The organism is uncultured Friedmanniella sp. (genome assembly GCF_964244285.1).
In the GTDB taxonomy this organism is placed as follows: Bacteria; Actinomycetota; Actinomycetes; order Propionibacteriales; family Propionibacteriaceae; genus Microlunatus.
Genome location: NZ_CAXTHT010000003.1, coordinates 468,746 through 484,158 on the forward strand (window position 1 = coordinate 468,746; position 15,413 = coordinate 484,158).

Sequence of the window (15,413 nt, forward strand, 5' to 3'; positions counted from 1 at the left end):
ACGTCTCAGCCACGGCTCAGCAGGGGTTGCCCCTCGGCCAGCGCCCGGGCGACCACGACGGCCGCGGCAGCGGACCACGCCTGGGGACGGCAGCTGGCCGGGTAGGGGACGGGCTCGCCCTCACCGCTCCACAGCTCGGGCAGCCGAGCCTCGAACGCGACCGAGGCCCGCAGCAGTCCCTCGACCAACCCGTCCGCGTACCCGGCCAGCCCGGCCCGGACCAGGCCGGCGACCACGATGGCGGTGTCGTGCGGCCACACCGAGCCGCAGTGGTAGCTGAGGGGGGAGTATCCGCCGTCGGTCGCTGCCATGGTGCGCAGTCCGAGGCCCGAGTCCAGGGCCGCGCTGGCGACCCGCTCCGCGACCAGCCGCTCCTCCTCCGCGTCCAGCAGGCCGGTGCCGAGCAGGTGCCCGATGTTGCTGGTCAGGGAGTCGACGCGGCGCTTGTCACCGTCCAGGGCCAGGGCGGGGTAGCGGCCCTCCCCGGTGCCGCACCAGAACGACTCGCGAAACCTGCTCGCCAGCTGGCCCGCCCAGTCCCGGAGCCGTTCGGCGCCGGGCCGGCCGTACGCGTCCAGCAGGTCCGCTCCGGACGTCGCGGCCTCGTAGGCGTACCCCTGGACCTCGCACAGCGCGACCGGACCGACCGCAACCGTCCCGTCGGCGAACCGGACCGAGTCGGCGGAGTCCTTCCAGCCCTGGTTGGCGAGGCCGTGCCCGGTGACGTCGAGGTACTCACCGAAGCCGTCCCCGTCGGCGTCGAAGCTGGTCGTGAGCCAGCTCAGCGCCCGTTCCAGGTGCGGCAGCAGCTCGGCGACCTCGACCTCGGGCAGCCCGGCCCGCCAGGCGTCGTGCAGCAGGCAGACCCACAACGGGGTGGCGTCAATGGTGCCGTAGTAGAGCGGCGGCAGGCTCATCGTGCCCATCGCGAAGGCCGAGCGGCGCAGCTCGTGCATGATCTTGCCGGGCTGCTCGGCCAGCTCGTCGTCGGTCCGGGTGCCCTGCAGCGCGGCCAGCGCGCGCAGCGTTCCCCGCGCCGGCCCGAGGTCCAGCGGCAGCAGCATCCGTGCCGCCCAGATGCTGTCCCGGCCGAACAGGGTCAGGTACCAGGGCGCGCCGGCGGCGAAGAAGACGTCGTCCGTGGCGTCGGGGCGGGCCATCCGCAGGCTCTCCAGGTCCGCCAGCGACCGTTCCAGCCAGGGCCTCAGCCGCCGGTCGGCGTCGGGGGCGAGGGTCTCGTACGCGATGCTCGGCGCAGGCGGCGCGGCCACCACGGCGGCTCCGGCGTCCTGCAGCAGCAACGTCCAGCTCACGACAGCCCGGCCGCTGGCCGGAACGGTCACGCGCCAGCGGACGGTCGCGCCGGTCCGGCCGGGGGTGAGCGACAGCTCCGCGCCCGGCGCGCTCAGGGTGGCCGTCGAGGTGTCGTCGCCCCAGACCAGCCCCTCGCCCGTCGGATCGACAGGGAACGGCCGGGGCACGGAAGGCTCCCCGACCTTGATGCCCTCGACGCCGGCCAGGTCGGCGGCGAGGGTCACCTCGACCTCGACGGTGACCGGTACGTCCAAGACCGAGCTCAGCTCGTAGCGCTCCTCGATCGTCGCGGGCTGCACCCGCCGGACGCGGTCCAGCCGGACCTGCGGGTCGGGGGAGGCTCCGCGGCCGGCTCCGACGTGCCGGAGCAGCCAGGTGAAGGTGGCTTCGCGGCCGGAGACGCGGGTGGCGATGTGCTCGCCCGGCAGTCCGTCGACGGTCACCGTCGCCCGGCTCAGCACGCGGACGTCGGCGTGCAGGACGCCCTCGGCGCTGGGTCCGGTACCGCCTGTCGCGGCGGTGGCGTCGATGGCTCCGTCCCGCGCGGACAGCACCTGGGTGGGCGCAGCGAAGACGGTGACCAGGTCGTGCAGGAAAGGCTGCCGGGGCTGAGGCACCGGCTCATCCTGCCAGTCCGCGGCGAGGTGGGATACTTCCTTGTCGTGCCCTCCCTACCCTCTCTGCTGAGCTCCCGGATCGAAGCCGTCGCCGGGATCGACCCCGAGCTGCGGCCGGCCACCAAGCTGCAGTTCGGTCACTTCCAGTCCAACGTGGCGCTGCGCCTGGCTAAGAGTGAGGGTCGTCCGCCGCGCGAGGTGGCGGCGTCGATCGTGGAGCGGCTCGAGCTGGACGACCTGTGCGAGACCCCCGAGATCGCCGGCCCTGGCTTCCTCAACCTGCGGCTCAGGTCCTCAGTCCTGGCTGCTTCGGTGACCGGTCAGCTGGCCGACCCCGCCGCAGGCATCGTGGCCACCGCCCACGCTCAGGTGGTCGTGGTCGACTACTCCTCACCGAACGTGGCCAAGCAGATGCACGTCGGGCACCTGCGCGCAACGATCATCGGCGACTGCCTGAATCGAGTCCTGACCGCCGTCGGGCACCGGGTCATCGCCCAGAACCACATAGGGGACTGGGGCACCCAGTTCGGGCTGCTCGTCGAGCAGATCCTGGAGGACGAGATCGACGTCTCCAGCCTCGACCTGGTCGCGGCCGAGCAGCTCTACCAGCGGGCCAACGCACACTTCAAGGCGGACGAGGACTTTGCCGCGGCCGCCCGCCGCCGCGTGGTGGCCCTGCAGTCCGGCGACCCGGAGACCCGGGCCACCTGGCGGCAGCTGATCGAGATCTCCCTCGTCGGCTTCAACGCCGTGTATGCCCGGCTGAACGTGCTGCTCACCGACGACGACCTGGCGGGGGAGTCGATGTACAACGACGACCTGCCCGCCGTGGTCGCCGACCTGGAGTCCTCCGGCACCGCGGTCGTGGACGACGGAGCGCTCTGCGTCTTCGTCGAGGGCTTCAACTCACCGATGATCGTCCGCAAGCGGGACGGCGGGTACGGCTACTCCACGACCGACCTGGCGGCCATCCGGCACCGGGTTCGTGACCTGACCGCCGACCGGCTGATCTACGTGGTCGGGACGCCGCAGACGTTCCACTTCGAGCAGGTCTTCGCGGTGGCCCGCCTCGCCGGCTGGCTGCCCGAGGGGGTTGCCGCCGAGCACGTCGCGTTCGGCCAGGTGCTGGGCCCGGACGGCAGGAAGTTCTCCACCCGCGAGGGCACCGCGGTAACCCTGACCTCGCTGCTGGAGGCCGCAGAAGCCCAGGCCGCCCCGCCGGTCGCGCTGGCCGCGATCAAGTACGCGGACCTCTCGACCGGGCTGAACAAGGACTACGTGTTCGACGTCGACCGGATGGTGCAGACCACCGGCAACACCGGACCGTACCTGCAGTACGCCCACGCTCGGATGGCTCAGGTGCTGCGCAAGGCCGAGTCCGAGGGGCTCAGCGCCCAGACGCAGGTCAGCGTGCTCGGCGAGCCCGCCGAGCAGCAGCTGGCCCTGCTGTTGTCCCGGTTCGGCGAGGTCGTCGCCGAGGTGGCCGAGTCCCTGCAGCCGCACAAGCTCTGCACCTACCTGTACGACCTGGCCAGCGGGCTTTCGACCTTCTACGAGGAGTGCCCGGTGCTGAAGTCCGACGGCGAGGTCCGGGACTCCCGGCTCGCGCTCTGCGCCGCGACCAAGAAGGTGCTCGCCACCGGCCTCGGGCTGCTCGGCATCGAGGCCCTCGACCGGATGTGACCCGCCGCCGGGGCTACTTGAGCAGGTCCGGGTGCAGCCGGCGGTCGTTGGCCAGCCAGGCGGCGCCGACGATGCCGGCAGTGTTCAGCAGCTTGGCGGGGACCAGCTCGGCGTGCACGTCGATCTTGGACAGGAACTTGTCCGCGTCCTTGCTGACGCCGCCACCGACCACGATCAGGTCCGGCCAGAGCAGCGCCTCGACGCGCTCGTAGTAGCGCTGCAGCCGCTTGGCCCACTGGCTGTAGGACAGCCCCTCCTTGTCCTTGACGCTGGAGGCGGCGCGCGACTCGGCGTCGTGGCCGTCGATCTCCAGGTGCCCGAACTCGGTGTTGGGGATCAGGACGCCTCGGTAGACCAGGGCCGAGCCGATGCCGGTGCCGAGCGTCGTCAGGAGCACGAGTCCGGGGTGGTCCTTGGCCGCGCCGTACTTGACCTCGGCCACGCCGGCGGCGTCGGCGTCGTTGACCAGGTAGATGTCGCGGCCCAGGTGGTCCTCGAAGATCTTCTCCGCTTCGGCGTCGATCCAGGACTTGTCGATGTTCGCCGCCGACCGGGTCTGACCGTGGGTCACGACCGCGGGGATGGTGACCCCGATCGGACCGTTCGCGTCGATCGCGTCCTTGAAGTGGTCGACGATGTCGCCGACGACCTTGGCCACGTTCTCGGGCGTCGACTTCTCGGGGGTGGCGATCCGCAGCCGCTTGCCCACGAACTCACCGGTCATGAGGTCGACCGGCGCGCCCTTGATACCGCTGCCACCGATGTCGATGCCGAGGACGGGAGCACTGTGCACGGGTTGGTCAGTCATGGCTCGACCCTATCGACAACCGTCCCTCACCGGGAGGGCGGTGGCTGGCACACTGGCGAGCATGCTGACCGCGCCGAGCGCCGAGGCGAGCCGGCTCATCCCGGCGGCTGCCACCGACATCTTCGAGCTGCTCGCCTCCCCGCGGCAGCACGCGCTGATCGACGGCTCCGGCCAGGTCCGCGGGGTGCAGGAGCGCACGCCTGAGCGGCTGTCGGCCGGCTCGCGGTTCGGGATGGAGATGCGCTGGGGCGTGCCGTACAAGATCCTGAACGAGGTGGTCGAGTTCGAGGAGGGCCGGCGGATCGCGTGGCGGCACTTCGGCGGCCACGTCTGGCGCTACCTGCTCGTGCCCGTCGACCCGACCAGTACCGAGGTGACCGAGCAGTTCGACGCCGGACCCTCCCACGCCCCGGTCGTGCTCAGGCTGCTCCGGGCGTCGAGCCGCAACCAACGGGCGATCGAGCAGACCCTGATCCGACTGGAGGACTGGGCCCGGCGGCGCGACACGGACCGGCCCGCGGGCTGAGGGCTGAGGGCTCAGACCAGCTGGTCGTCGCTCAGCCGGGCGCTGCGGATCTCCAGCAGCTCGGCCACCAGGAGCAGGAGCTGGGTGTCACTCGCGCTGATGCGTTCCCCGTAGGGTCCACGCGAGCGGCCCAGGCTCGTGCCGATCCGCAGCAGGGCGATGCGGTAGTCCTCGGCCACGGCCGGTTCGAGCGACGCGAGGGCCCGGACGACGGCGGCGAAGCCCGAGACGAGCGGACGGTCGTCCAGCTCGAAGGCCAGCAGCAGACCCGTGCGGTCGTCGGTGAGCGACGTGAGCAGCCCACGCGCGGGCTCGGGGGTGCGCAGCGCCACCGCCACGAGCGCGTCCCAGAAGGCGCTCAGCTCGCGCGCGTCAAAGCGGTTGCCGGTGCCGGACAGGGCGCTCAGCACCCACAACGGCCCGAGTTCGAGCGCTCGCAGATCCATCTCGCCTCCTGGGAAACCACTATCGGTTCACCAGGCGGCCGACACAACTCCTGGAGCGGTCATCGGCGCAGCTGGCGCAGGCACCAGGCGTAGAGCAGCGGCTGGTCGAGGCAGGCGTCGGAGAAGTAGAAGCCGTAGAAGCGCCGGTAGACGTCCAGCCAGCGGGCCAGCTCACCGTCGGCGACCGGTGCGGAGCCGTGGCGCTGCAGGACGACCTGTTCCAGCCACGCCGCGTCGTCGGCCGCCCCCGGGTAGGCCTCGAGCTCGATGCAGGCGACGGCCAGGCTGAGGTCCATCAGCGGGTCGGCCTGCATGGTGTGCGGGCTGAAGTCTCCGAGGCCTGTCACCACCGGGCCGGCGGGACCGAGGCTGACGTAGGCGTTGGGCGGGCAGATGTCGCCGTGCACGACCACGGGTGCCACCTCGCGGTCCGCCAGGTCCGCCTGCAGCCGGTCCCAGATCTCGGCCACCTCGGGCAGGTCGCGCTCCAGGGCGTCCCGGCTGCGGGCGGTCGGGCCGGCGAGCATGGCGTTCGCCAGCTCGGGCAGGCTCCCGTACGCGCGCGGACCCTCCGCTCCGACCAGCCGGGCGAAGCCGGGCAGCCGCATCGGCAGCCGGGAGACCGCCGTGGTGGCGTCGAGGTAGGTCGCCAGGGCCGGGCGCCGCTGCTCCGGTGAGGCCGTCTCCAGCCAGCCGGAGAAGCTCCGGCCCGAGAATCGCCGGTCGACGGTGAAGGCGCGGCCGGACCGCTCACCGACCTCCAGCACCAGCGGCACCTCGATCCCGATGTCCACGCCGCGCCAGCCCTCGTACAGGTCGTGTAGCTGGCCGGCGACGGCCGCGGGTGCCTCGTGTCCCGCGCGGTAGAGCCGCAGCACGTGCCGGCCGTCCGGCAGCGCGAACACCTCGGTCTCCGACCCCGCGCCGAGCAGCTGGCCCCGGTCGGTCGCGAAGGAGCGCAGGAGCGCGTCTTCGGCAGCCCGCGGGTCGGGCGCCGACGCGACCGCCCGCCGCTCCCGGTCCGCCTGTCGAGCGGCCCGCGCCCGGTCGAGCTGGCTCAGCGCCAGCTCGCGGGCGGTGGCGGCGTCGAGGTGGTGGGCCACCACGACGACCGGGCCGCGGGGGGTGTCGACGTGCACGTCGGCGAGGCGCAGCCGGCGCTGCAGCGGCCCCTCCTCGATCCGCACCGACTGCGTCTTGGCGTGCGGCAGGACGTCGCGGACGTGGGTCATCCAACCGTGCTCGGTGACCAGCGCCTGCTCGTCCCAGCCGTAACGCAGCGTCCACCAGTCGAACCAGCGGATCCAGCGGGCCCGGCGCGGGACGGGGTGCAGTTCGATCGCGCTCAGGTCGATGCCGGGCAGCACCTGCTCGAGGGCCAGCGAGACGTCGCCGGCCGAGGCCACCGGCAGCAGCACGCTGGTGGCGCCGCGCTCGTTGTTCTCGCTGTCGCCTCCTGCGTAACCGACGATGTCGACGTCCACCCGGTGCCAGCCGAACGGCCGCCACAGCAACGGTTGGCTGATCTTGACGCCCTGGATCCGGTCCACCGGGACGGACTGGCTGGTCAGGTTGGTCAGGCCGCGGGTCACGCGGAGGCCGCGCGGAGACGTGGACAGAGTGAAGTTGTACATCTGGAGGACCCGCCGGCCCACCACCGTCACCGCGCTGATCAGCAGCGGGACCAGGCCCGGCAAGGCGTAGGTCACGACGTCGAAGATCGAGCTCACGACGAGCAGGACCACGGTCGTGCCCGCCGACATCAGCCACTCGGTGGAGACGAGGAAGCTGAGCACGAGGCGCCTCGGCGAGACGACGACGAGCGGCCGGTCGGCGGCGCCGCGGTCGGTGAACGCGCTGGTCGGCTGGTTGAGCTCGGGGTCGTCCAGCTCGTGCCGGCGACCGGAGGCGCGGGCCAGCAGGTACTCCCGGACGGCGGTGGCCCGGGCTCGGGTCAGGTAGCGCAGCCGCAGTGAGCTGTCCCCGGCTCCCACCTCGATCCGCAGCTCGGCCAGGCCCAGCAGTCGGGCGGCGAAGGGCTGGACGATGTCGACGGACTGGATCCGGTCGAAGCGCACCCGCTTGGAGCTCTTGAACACCGCCCCGGTCTCCAGCCGCAGCTCATCGGCGTCGATCACGAAGCGGGTGAAGTACCAGCTCACGAAGCCGACGGCGGCCGCCAGCAGCAGGAAGCCGCCGAGGAACGGGGCGAAGCCCACCAGGTCGCCGGCCGAGAAGCGGTCGTCGCCGCCGTCCGGGATGAGCTGGCGACCCCACGTCAGGACCAGGGCCACGAAGACGATCCAGCCGCGGACGAACGGGCTGAACGGGTGCGGGCGTTCGGTCTGCTTGACGAGGGGCGCCCCCGGAACGGGAGGTGCCAGCTCCGCTGAGGGCGGCGGCGTCGACGGTGGGGGTGGCAGGCTCATAGCCCGGAGGCCTGGGCCTCGCCTCGCTCGGTCAGGCGGTCGCGGAGCCGGGCGGCCTCCTCGGGCGGGAGGCCGGGGATCGTGGCGCCGGTGTCGGGGCTCGCGGTCTTCAGGGTGACGCTGGCCAGCCCGAAGGCCCGTTCCAGCGGCCCTGACTCGACCTCCACCAGCTGCATCCGCCCGTACGGGACGGCGACCAGGGTGCGGAAGAGCACACCGTGGGTGATGTAGAGGTCGTCGTCGCGCTCGACATAGCCCCAGCTGCGCCAGGTGCGTCCGACCAGCAGGTAACGGATCACGACGATGACCGCCGCGATCGCCCAGAGCAGCAGCGCCACCCACCAGAGGCCGAAGGCGAGGCCGAGGACCAGGGCCGGGACGGTGAAGAGAATCGGGGCGACGAGCACGGTGGTGAGCCGGCGGAGCGACCGGTACCGGGGGGAGAGGCGCTGCCAGTCGTAGCCGGGGGGCGCGAAGAGGTCGTCCATGACGCCCCCAGGCTACGGGTCTAGTGGTGGTGCCTGTGGTCGGCGCGACGTCCGAGCGCCGCGTTGGCGCCCCAACGGCGAGCCGGTCGGGGGCCTTTGACCGACACGCCGCCGAAGAGGGCCATGCCCTTGATCACCAGCACGGGCGCCCCGGGTTGGGGCTCCCCGACGTTCTTGACGTCACTGCCGCCGAAGATGCCCATCGTCTGGTCCCGGACCTCCACGCCGGCGGGCACCTTGATGTCGAGGCCGCCGAAGCACCAGAAGCCGCTGATCTCGGTGACCGGGCTCTCGAACGTCGCCTCCCGCATGTCGAGGTCGATGCCGCCGAAGAGCGCGTACGACTCGATCCGGCGGCGGACCCGCCAGGTGCCCTTGCGCTCGGTTCCGGAGAAGACCGCCACCATCCTGTCGGTCTCCTCGCTCGCCGCGACGGTGTCGAGCTTCGGACCGGCGACTGCGGGAGCCGCGGTCGGCAGGGGCGGTCCCACGAGGTCCCGGGTCAGCCCCACCAGGTCGTCGAACGTCTTGGCCGCGAGCAGCGCGTCCAGCCGCTCGTCGTGCTCCTCGCGCGTCAGCCGGCCCTCCGCGTACGCGGTGCTGAGGACCGTCGAGACCTGCTCGCGGTCGCTGTCGGAGGCTCGGAGATGACCCCCCGCCACGGGTCCGACGCCGGCAGGTTCGAGGATGCTCTCGGTCATGGCCTCACGCTAGGACCGTCGGCGCCCCCTGGCGAGGGGGAACGGTCACCTTCCGGGGGACGCGGGGTGTCCTCAGGGGTAACCCTGACGCTCTCGTCGGGACTCGGACGGGCGGGTCGAGGGCGCCGGTGGGCTACACTTTCGGACGCGGTTCGCCGCATGCGGATGTCGTACAATGGCAGTACATCAGCTTCCCAAGCTGAGAATGCGGGTTCGATTCCCGTCGTCCGCTCCATCCAGTTCATCACTCCTGGTCAGCACGATGGCCGGTGTTCGGTCGGTCCTGGGAGCGTCTGGACGAAACCTTTCCACAGGCCTCGGTTCACTCCTCGATCGATCGGGTCGTCGAGTCCCGTTTGAGGTAGTTCATCCCCGGAGTTTGACAGGTGTATCACCAGCCCTGGAGAGATATACTCGCCAGGTGCCCACGACTCGACAGCGCTACCTGATCACTGAGTCCGACCGCCTGAAGGCGGCCCTCGACGACGCGGCCCGACGCTGGCCAGAGGAGAAGAGCCGGGCCAAACTCCTGGTTCGTCTCGCGGAGGAGGGTCACGACGCGCTCGGACCAGCTTCGGAGAGCGCCGTCTCACGGCGGGCAGCGATCGAGCGAACGGGTGGTCTATTGACCGGTGCGTACGAGCCCGGCTACCTCGAGTCCCTGCGCCGTGAGTGGCCGGCGTGATCGTGCTCGACGCCAGCGTCCTCATCGCCCACCTCGATGCGCACGACGTGCACCACGCAAGAGCCACCGCGCTGATGCTCGACGCCGTCGACGACGTCCTCGCGACGAGCCCCCTGACTCTCGCGGAGGTGTTGGTCGGACCCGCCCGCACCGGACGCGCCGACCTGGCCGAGAGTGCGGTACGAGAGCTCGGCGTCAGGACAATCCCACTCGAGGCCGACGCGCCCCGGGAGCTCGCCGAGCTCAGGGTACGGACGCAGCTGCGGTTGCCCGACTGCTGCGTCATCCTCGCCGCGCGGACGGTCGGGGGGTATGTCGCGACCTTCGACGACCGGCTTCACCGCGCCGCCGTGGAGCTGGGGCTCGCGGCACCCGGCTGATCAGCCGGTGATCACGAGCTGCGCGGTCGGATCCGAAGGCTGCTGAGCGCCGCGAGGGTCAGCAAGGCGGCGGCGATGCCGAGGCTCAGCCTGACCCCCAAGACGACGTGGTCGGGGTCGGCGATGAGAGCGCCGAAGACGGCGATGGCCACAGCTCCGCCCACCTGGCGGAAGGTGTTGAACACCGCGCTCGCGGCGCCGGCTTGGTGGCCGGGCACACCTTCGAGGACGACGGAGGTGACCGACGGCATGGCCAGGGCGCCGCCGGCGCCGACCGGGATGACGCAGGCGGCCACCAGGACGGGGTGGCCCAGGGGCACGGTGATCAGGAGCGCGACGAGGCCGGCAGCCATCGTCGACAGGCCGACGAGGACGGGGAGACGGGCGCCGAAGCGGTTGGTGACCGGTCCGCTGGCCAGGTTGGCGGCGATGGCGAAGAACGCCGAGGGCAGGAACACCAGACCGGCGTGCAGGGGTGAGAGGCCCAACTGCTGCTGGAGGAAGAGGCTGACGACGAAGACGTTGCCGTAGTTGCCGACCATGAAGGCGAACCCGATCGGCAGCGCGATCCGGAACCCGTGGCCGCGGAACAGCTCCAAGGGCATCATCGGGTCGCGGACGCGGGCCTGCACCAGCACGAACCCGACCAGGGAGCAGGCCGCGATCGTGAGGGTGGAAACGACGACGGGGGAGCCGAACCCCACGTGGCCACCGTCGATGAGTCCGTAGACCAGGGTGGAGAGACCGGCGATGGCGAGGATCTGCCCGGGCCAGTCGAACGGCGCCGGCCGCGTCGGTGAGGTTGCGACCGCGATGAGCAAGCCGAGCATGCCGACGCAGACCGGGAGGTTGATCGTGAACACCCAGCGCCAGTCGTGGGTGGTCAGCAGCCCACCCAACGGCTGACCGACCAGGCCGGCCACGGCACCCCCGACGGCCCACACGCCGAGTGCCCGGGCGCGGCGCGCCGGGTCGGGGAAGGCTTCACGGACCAGAGCCATCGACGCCGGCAGCATGACGGCCGCGCCGGCCCCTTGGGCGCATCGAGCCACGATCAGCGACGTGGCGCTCGGCGCGAAGGCGCAGGCCGCCGACGTGACGGCGAAGGCCGCGATGCCGAGCGCCATCGCCTGCTTGGCGCCGATCCGGTCGGTCAGGTTGCCGGCGAACAGCAACAGTCCGGCGAACAGCAACGTGTAGCCGTCGATGATCCACTGCTGTCCCACCGTGCCGCCGCCCAGCTCGGCGCGGATCGCGGCCAGAGCGACGTTCACGATCGAGATGTCCAGCGTGATCAGGAAGAAGCCCATCGAGGCGACCGCGATCACGATCCCCGCGTGCGGGCCGTTGGGCAGACCGACGTGGGGAAGGGCCGGCCGGTCCTCGGTGTTGGCTGACATGGCGTCCTGTCACCTCGATGGCATCAATAAGCGGAGTTAGTCTCTCCGGATAAACTGTAGCACTAAAGTGGAGATCAGATCTCCGTATCGGCTAGGCTGAGGCGATGGCTGACGTCGCAGAAGCAACGAGCCCGCGAGCCCTGCGTCAAGACGCTGCGCAGAACCGGAAGCGGTTGCTGGCCGCGGCGCGCGAGCTGTTGGCCGAGCAAGGATTTGAGGTCACCCTCGACGACATCGCTCGACACGCCGGTCTCGGCGTCGGCACCGCCTACCGTCGGTTCGCGAACAAGGGTGAGCTGCTCAACGCCATCTTCGCCGAGCAGACGGCTGAGCTCGCCGCCCTCGCCGACGCCGCTCTCGAGGACCCCGACCCCTGGCGCGGGCTGGTGGACTATCTCGAGCAGTCGTTGGCCCTGCAGCTGCGCGACAGGTCTCTGGCGCAGATCGTCAGCGGCGATCGGGTGAGCGTGGGACAGCACGACTGGAACCGTGAGGTCATGGCTCCCAAGAACCGGGCCATCATCGCCCGTGCCCGAGAGGGCGGCGCGTTGCGGCCCGACGTCGAGGGCACCGACCTGACCTTCATCCAAGTCGGCCTGAACGCCATCATGGCCCGCTCGCGGAACGCGCAGCCCGACCTGTACCGGCGCTACCTCCACCTCCTGCTCGACGGGCTTCGCACCGGACCTCGCAGCGCGCTGCCCGTCGCCGCGTTGACCAGCGACCAGACCCACGTCGTGATGGGACCCGCCACCCCCACGGTGGCACGCGGCTGAGCCTCAGGTCACGGCCCCGCGGGGGCCGCCCGACGGACCTGGTCGCGCAGCCAGGTGTGGGCAGGGTCGTTCTCGTGGCGTTGGTGCCACGCGAGGATGACCGGGACCGGTTCCAGGTCGAGCGGCAGGGGCACGTAGCGGATGTCGGCCCGGGTCGTCAGGGTCCGGCAGATGAGCTCGGGAACAGCGACGACCGCATCCGAGCCACGGACGATGTCGATCGCGACCGCCGTGCTCGGCGCCGACGCGATGACCCGTCGTCGGAGACCGTGCTCGGCGAGAGCGGTGTCGATGGGGTCGGAGAGCCGGCCGCGCCGAGAGACCAGCACGTGGTCGGCGGCGGCGTACCGAGCCAGGTCCAGCTGGTCGGTCTGAAGGGGGTGACCGGCTCGGAGCGCGACGACGAGCCGGCCCTGTCCGAGGTTCTCGTGCCTGGTGTCGGGTTGGTCCGGTGTGGTCGAGCCGAGAGTGAGGTCGACCCGTCCTCGCCGCAGGTCGCCGTTGTCGGCGGCGGGTTCGGCGAGGAAGCGCAGCGTGACACCCGGGGCGGCGGCGCGCGTCATCGCGAGCAAGGTTGGTGCCAGCACGGAGGTGATGGCGTCGTGACACTGCAGGGAGAAGGTGCGCTCGAGGGTGAGGAGGTCCAGGTCGTGATGTGGCCTCAGCACGCTGCGCGCCTGCTGCACGAGCTGGTGCACCTGGTCGCGGACCGCCGAGGCGTAGGGCGTCGGGGTCATCGTCCGGCCGGTTCTCACCAGGATCTCGTCCCGGGTGAGGGCGCGGAGACGACCGAGGGTCCGGCTCATCGCGGGGCTGGAGAGGTGCAGCTGGTCGGCGGCTGCTTGGACGCTCTCCTCCTCGAGCAGGACGTCGAGCGCCACCAGCAGGTTCAAATCTGGATGCATACAGGTAAATCTACAAGTGTGAAGAATGCACTTGTTGGTAAGGCTCGTGCTCTCTAACGTCGGAGAGAAGGCACCCGGCCCGCCCGGGCGCGAGAGAGGACACACCATGGCTCAGGAACCGGCTGGTCCGTCATCACCCCGAGGGCAGACCGCCACGCTCGACGACCGGCAGATCCTGGACGCGAGCGTCGATGCCGTACGCGCCGCGGGACGAGTCATGCTCGACCGGTTCCCCCCCTCACCGCCGACGACTCCCGAGCAGGTGATCGCGGCGATCCGCGCCAACGACGCGGCCTCCCTGCACATCCTGCGTCCCCTGCTGGAGGCGGCCTGTCCGACAGCGCGCTGGGTCGAGGACGAGCTGGCCGACGGTGTCCTGCCTGATGGCGACTGGTGGGTGGTGGACCCGGTCGAGGGCAACATCAACCACACGCACGGGTTGCGGGACTGGGGGGTCACGGCAACCCTCGTCCGGGACAACGCCGCCGTCCTCACCGCTGTCCACCTGCCGCTGACGGAGACCACCTACACGGCACTGCGTGGTGGAGGAGCCTTCGAGGACGGGCGACGCCTGAAGGCGTCCTCCAAGGCCGACCTGCGGGCCGCCCTGGTGGGAACGGGGCAGGCCAGTCCACGCGAGACCGCGACCACGTTCACCTCGATCGGCCGATCGGTGGCCGCGATGCTGGAGGCGGCACTGGTCGTCCGGGTCTCCGTCCCGGCCACCCTCCAGCTCGTGGAGCTCGCCGCCGGCCGGACAGACGTCTTCTGGCAGCACAGTGCCGTCCGGTCCGGGCTCCTTGCGGGAGCCCTGCTCGTGGCCGAGGCGGGGGGCACCGTGAGCGCACTCGACGGCCGGCGCTGGACGCTGGCCAGCAATGACTTCCTCGCCACCGGCTCCGCCCTGCATGCCTCGGCGCTCGCGGTTCTCGCCCCTTTCACCGCGAAGCCTCATGCCCCTCGACCCGCGACCGCCTCCAGCGACGTCTCGAGGAGCGACTCGTGAACGTCGTGATCCTGGGCGCTACGGGCGGCACTGGTCGGCTGCTCACCCGGGGGGCCCTCGAGCGGGGACACACCGTGACCGCCATCGCCCGTCGTCCGGACCGCCTGGAGCTACCGTCCTCCCATCGGCTCGAGATCGTGGCGGGAGACGTGACCGAGCCCGCATCGATCGCGCCGGCACTCCGACGTGCCGACGTGCTCCTCTCTGCTCTGGGGGTCAGCAAGGGCGGTCCGCCCGACCTCTTGGCCCGGGGAGCGCGACTGGTGACGTCGGACTCGTCGTGGCGCATCGTCTGGCTCGGGGCCTTCGGTACCGGAGGGTCGGCTGCCGTCGCGGGCCGTCTCACGCGGTCGGTCCTGCGACTCGTGCTCGCCCCGGAGCTCCAGGACAAGGCCGACGCCGACACCATCGTCGCCGCTGCCGGCGGCGTCCTCGTGCACGCCGGCCCGCTCACCAACGGTCCTGCCGCCGCGCACTGGAGCGCGGTCCCGCTGGCCGAGGCGCCGGGGCGGCGGGTGCCCCGCCCCGTCAGTCGAGCAACCGTCGCCGCCGTCATGCTCGGCGAAGCCGAGCACGGGGGCCACGGCGGTCAGATCGTCCTTCCGCTAGCCAGTCTTCCCGGTCCTTGACTGACTGATCAGTCATTTATACAGTGGGCGGGTGTCCCGGCGTCGCAACCCCGCTCACCGCGAGGCGCTCCTCTCGGCGGCGGTGGAGATGATCGCCGTCCAGGGGCTCACGGTGTCGACGGCCACCATCGCGAAGCAGGCCGGCGTATCGGCGGGAACGCTCTTCAACACCTTCGAGTCCAAGTCCCTACTCGTGAACCAGCTGTACGTGTCGCTGAAGGCAGAGATGGGCAGGGCCACCTCCGGAGGCCTCCCGGCCGAGGCGGGGCCGCGCGACCAGCTCCGTCACGTGTGGGACCGCTGGGTCGGCTGGGCGACGGGTACCCCGGAGAAGCGGCGGGTGCTGGCGCAGCTCGACGTCGCCGAGGACATCACCGCCGAGAGCCGCGACGCTGCCCACCAGGCGCTCAGCGGCATGGGAGAGCTCCTCGAACGGTGTCGAGCCGGCGGACCCATGCAGAATGTGCCCCTCCGCTTCGTCCTGCGGATCCTCAGCTCCATCGCGGACGCGACCATCGACGACCTCATCGACCGGCCGGGCCCTGGCTCGGCCACCGACGACCCCCGCAGCAGCGCCGCCTTCGACGCGATCTGGCGTGCCCTTGCCCGTTGACCGAACT

The 15,413-nt window shown here is 71.3% G+C and carries 16 protein-coding genes and 1 tRNA gene; 9 read left to right on the top strand and 8 right to left on the bottom strand.

Features of this window, described 5'->3' with window-relative positions; genetic code table 11:
- Window positions 1–5 precede the first annotated feature (5 nt).
- Window positions 6–1,931 carry a glycogen debranching N-terminal domain-containing protein gene (locus tag ACFE7W_RS10270; protein WP_375424668.1) on the bottom strand — a complete coding sequence of 642 codons (1,926 nt, stop codon included), beginning with the start codon at window positions 1,929–1,931 and terminating at the stop codon, window positions 6–8.
- 45 nt (window positions 1,932–1,976) lie between these two features.
- On the opposite strand from ACFE7W_RS10270, the gene argS reads away from it, so the two are divergent.
- Window positions 1,977–3,614, top strand: coding sequence for an arginine--tRNA ligase (argS, locus tag ACFE7W_RS10275; protein ID WP_375424669.1), 1,638 nt, complete (start codon window positions 1,977–1,979; stop codon window positions 3,612–3,614).
- A gap of 13 nt (window positions 3,615–3,627) precedes the next feature.
- Here argS and ppgK read toward each other — a convergent pair whose 3' ends face one another.
- On the bottom strand, window positions 3,628–4,422 hold the full coding sequence (gene ppgK, locus ACFE7W_RS10280; RefSeq protein ID WP_375424670.1) for a polyphosphate--glucose phosphotransferase: 795 nt from the start codon (window positions 4,420–4,422) through the stop codon (window positions 3,628–3,630).
- 61 nt (window positions 4,423–4,483) lie between these two features.
- Here ppgK and ACFE7W_RS10285 point away from each other — a divergent pair, with 61 nt between their 5' ends.
- The gene (locus tag ACFE7W_RS10285; RefSeq protein WP_375424671.1) at window positions 4,484–4,948 is read left to right on the top strand and encodes an SRPBCC family protein; all 465 of its coding nucleotides are present in this window, start codon (window positions 4,484–4,486) and stop codon (window positions 4,946–4,948) included.
- A gap of 11 nt (window positions 4,949–4,959) precedes the next feature.
- Here ACFE7W_RS10285 and ACFE7W_RS10290 read toward each other — a convergent pair whose 3' ends face one another.
- From ACFE7W_RS10290 to ACFE7W_RS10305, 4 genes are read right to left on the bottom strand one after another with little or no spacing between them, the layout of a single operon-like run.
- Window positions 4,960–5,394, bottom strand: a complete 435-nt coding sequence (locus ACFE7W_RS10290) for a hypothetical protein (protein ID WP_375424672.1) — start codon at window positions 5,392–5,394, stop codon at window positions 4,960–4,962.
- 59 nt (window positions 5,395–5,453) lie between these two features.
- Window positions 5,454–7,823 carry a PH domain-containing protein gene (locus ACFE7W_RS10295; protein ID WP_375424673.1) on the bottom strand — a complete coding sequence of 790 codons (2,370 nt, stop codon included), beginning with the start codon at window positions 7,821–7,823 and terminating at the stop codon, window positions 5,454–5,456.
- On the bottom strand, window positions 7,820–8,311 hold the full coding sequence (locus ACFE7W_RS10300; RefSeq protein WP_375424674.1) for a PH domain-containing protein: 492 nt from the start codon (window positions 8,309–8,311) through the stop codon (window positions 7,820–7,822). The genes ACFE7W_RS10295 and ACFE7W_RS10300 overlap by 4 nt, the downstream gene beginning before the upstream one ends.
- Window positions 8,312–8,331: 20 nt before the next feature.
- Complete coding sequence (locus tag ACFE7W_RS10305) at window positions 8,332–9,012, bottom strand: DUF1707 domain-containing protein (protein ID WP_375424675.1); 681 nt, start codon at window positions 9,010–9,012, stop codon at window positions 8,332–8,334.
- A gap of 161 nt (window positions 9,013–9,173) precedes the next feature.
- Between ACFE7W_RS10305 and ACFE7W_RS10310 the strand changes: the two genes are divergently transcribed.
- From ACFE7W_RS10310 to ACFE7W_RS10320, 3 genes are all read left to right on the top strand, one after another.
- A tRNA-Gly gene (locus tag ACFE7W_RS10310) sits at window positions 9,174–9,247 on the top strand.
- A 186-nt stretch (window positions 9,248–9,433) separates the two neighbouring features.
- Window positions 9,434–9,697: a hypothetical protein gene (locus ACFE7W_RS10315; RefSeq protein ID WP_375424676.1), complete on the top strand. Its 264-nt coding sequence runs from the start codon at window positions 9,434–9,436 to the stop codon at window positions 9,695–9,697.
- On the top strand, window positions 9,685–10,077 hold the full coding sequence (locus ACFE7W_RS10320; RefSeq protein WP_375424677.1) for a type II toxin-antitoxin system VapC family toxin: 393 nt from the start codon (window positions 9,685–9,687) through the stop codon (window positions 10,075–10,077). Before ACFE7W_RS10315 ends, ACFE7W_RS10320 begins: the two co-directional genes overlap by 13 nt.
- A gap of 11 nt (window positions 10,078–10,088) precedes the next feature.
- On the opposite strand, the gene ACFE7W_RS10325 is transcribed toward ACFE7W_RS10320, so the two are convergent.
- Window positions 10,089–11,477, bottom strand: a complete 1,389-nt coding sequence (locus ACFE7W_RS10325; protein WP_375424678.1) for an MFS transporter — start codon at window positions 11,475–11,477, stop codon at window positions 10,089–10,091.
- Window positions 11,478–11,581: 104 nt separating this feature from the next.
- On the opposite strand from ACFE7W_RS10325, the gene ACFE7W_RS10330 reads away from it, so the two are divergent.
- Window positions 11,582–12,253 carry a TetR/AcrR family transcriptional regulator gene (locus tag ACFE7W_RS10330; protein WP_375424679.1) on the top strand — a complete coding sequence of 224 codons (672 nt, stop codon included), beginning with the start codon at window positions 11,582–11,584 and terminating at the stop codon, window positions 12,251–12,253.
- Window positions 12,254–12,261: 8 nt separating this feature from the next.
- On the opposite strand, the gene ACFE7W_RS10335 is transcribed toward ACFE7W_RS10330, so the two are convergent.
- Window positions 12,262–13,158, bottom strand: coding sequence for a LysR family transcriptional regulator (locus ACFE7W_RS10335; protein ID WP_375424680.1), 897 nt, complete (start codon window positions 13,156–13,158; stop codon window positions 12,262–12,264).
- 106 nt (window positions 13,159–13,264) lie between these two features.
- On the opposite strand from ACFE7W_RS10335, the gene ACFE7W_RS10340 reads away from it, so the two are divergent.
- From ACFE7W_RS10340 to ACFE7W_RS10350, 3 genes are read left to right on the top strand one after another with little or no spacing between them, the layout of a single operon-like run.
- Entirely contained in the window at window positions 13,265–14,164 is a 900-nt protein-coding gene (locus ACFE7W_RS10340; protein WP_375424681.1) for an inositol monophosphatase family protein, read from the top strand.
- Complete coding sequence (locus ACFE7W_RS10345; RefSeq protein WP_375424682.1) at window positions 14,161–14,793, top strand: NAD(P)-dependent oxidoreductase; 633 nt, start codon at window positions 14,161–14,163, stop codon at window positions 14,791–14,793. The genes ACFE7W_RS10340 and ACFE7W_RS10345 overlap by 4 nt, the downstream gene beginning before the upstream one ends.
- 31 nt (window positions 14,794–14,824) lie before the next feature.
- Window positions 14,825–15,406: a TetR/AcrR family transcriptional regulator gene (locus ACFE7W_RS10350; RefSeq protein ID WP_375424683.1), complete on the top strand. Its 582-nt coding sequence runs from the start codon at window positions 14,825–14,827 to the stop codon at window positions 15,404–15,406.
- Window positions 15,407–15,413 lie beyond the last annotated feature (7 nt).

Excerpts from the sequence above, each read along its gene's own strand:
- ppgK (WP_375424670.1), bottom strand. The coding sequence starts at position 4,422 with ATGACTGACCAACCCGTGCACAGTGCTCCCGTCCTCGGCATCGACATC.
- ACFE7W_RS10340 (WP_375424681.1), top strand. The coding sequence starts at position 13,265 with ATGGCTCAGGAACCGGCTGGTCCGTCATCACCCCGAGGGCAGACCGCC.
- ACFE7W_RS10325 (WP_375424678.1), bottom strand. The coding sequence starts at position 11,477 with ATGTCAGCCAACACCGAGGACCGGCCGGCCCTTCCCCACGTCGGTCTG.
- ACFE7W_RS10330 (WP_375424679.1), top strand. The coding sequence starts at position 11,582 with ATGGCTGACGTCGCAGAAGCAACGAGCCCGCGAGCCCTGCGTCAAGAC.
- ACFE7W_RS10285 (WP_375424671.1), top strand. The coding sequence starts at position 4,484 with ATGCTGACCGCGCCGAGCGCCGAGGCGAGCCGGCTCATCCCGGCGGCT.
- ACFE7W_RS10290 (WP_375424672.1), bottom strand. The coding sequence starts at position 5,394 with ATGGATCTGCGAGCGCTCGAACTCGGGCCGTTGTGGGTGCTGAGCGCC.
- ACFE7W_RS10300 (WP_375424674.1), bottom strand. The coding sequence starts at position 8,311 with ATGGACGACCTCTTCGCGCCCCCCGGCTACGACTGGCAGCGCCTCTCC.
- ACFE7W_RS10295 (WP_375424673.1), bottom strand. The coding sequence starts at position 7,823 with ATGAGCCTGCCACCCCCACCGTCGACGCCGCCGCCCTCAGCGGAGCTG.
- ACFE7W_RS10335 (WP_375424680.1), bottom strand. The coding sequence starts at position 13,158 with ATGCATCCAGATTTGAACCTGCTGGTGGCGCTCGACGTCCTGCTCGAG.
- ACFE7W_RS10305 (WP_375424675.1), bottom strand. The coding sequence starts at position 9,012 with ATGACCGAGAGCATCCTCGAACCTGCCGGCGTCGGACCCGTGGCGGGG.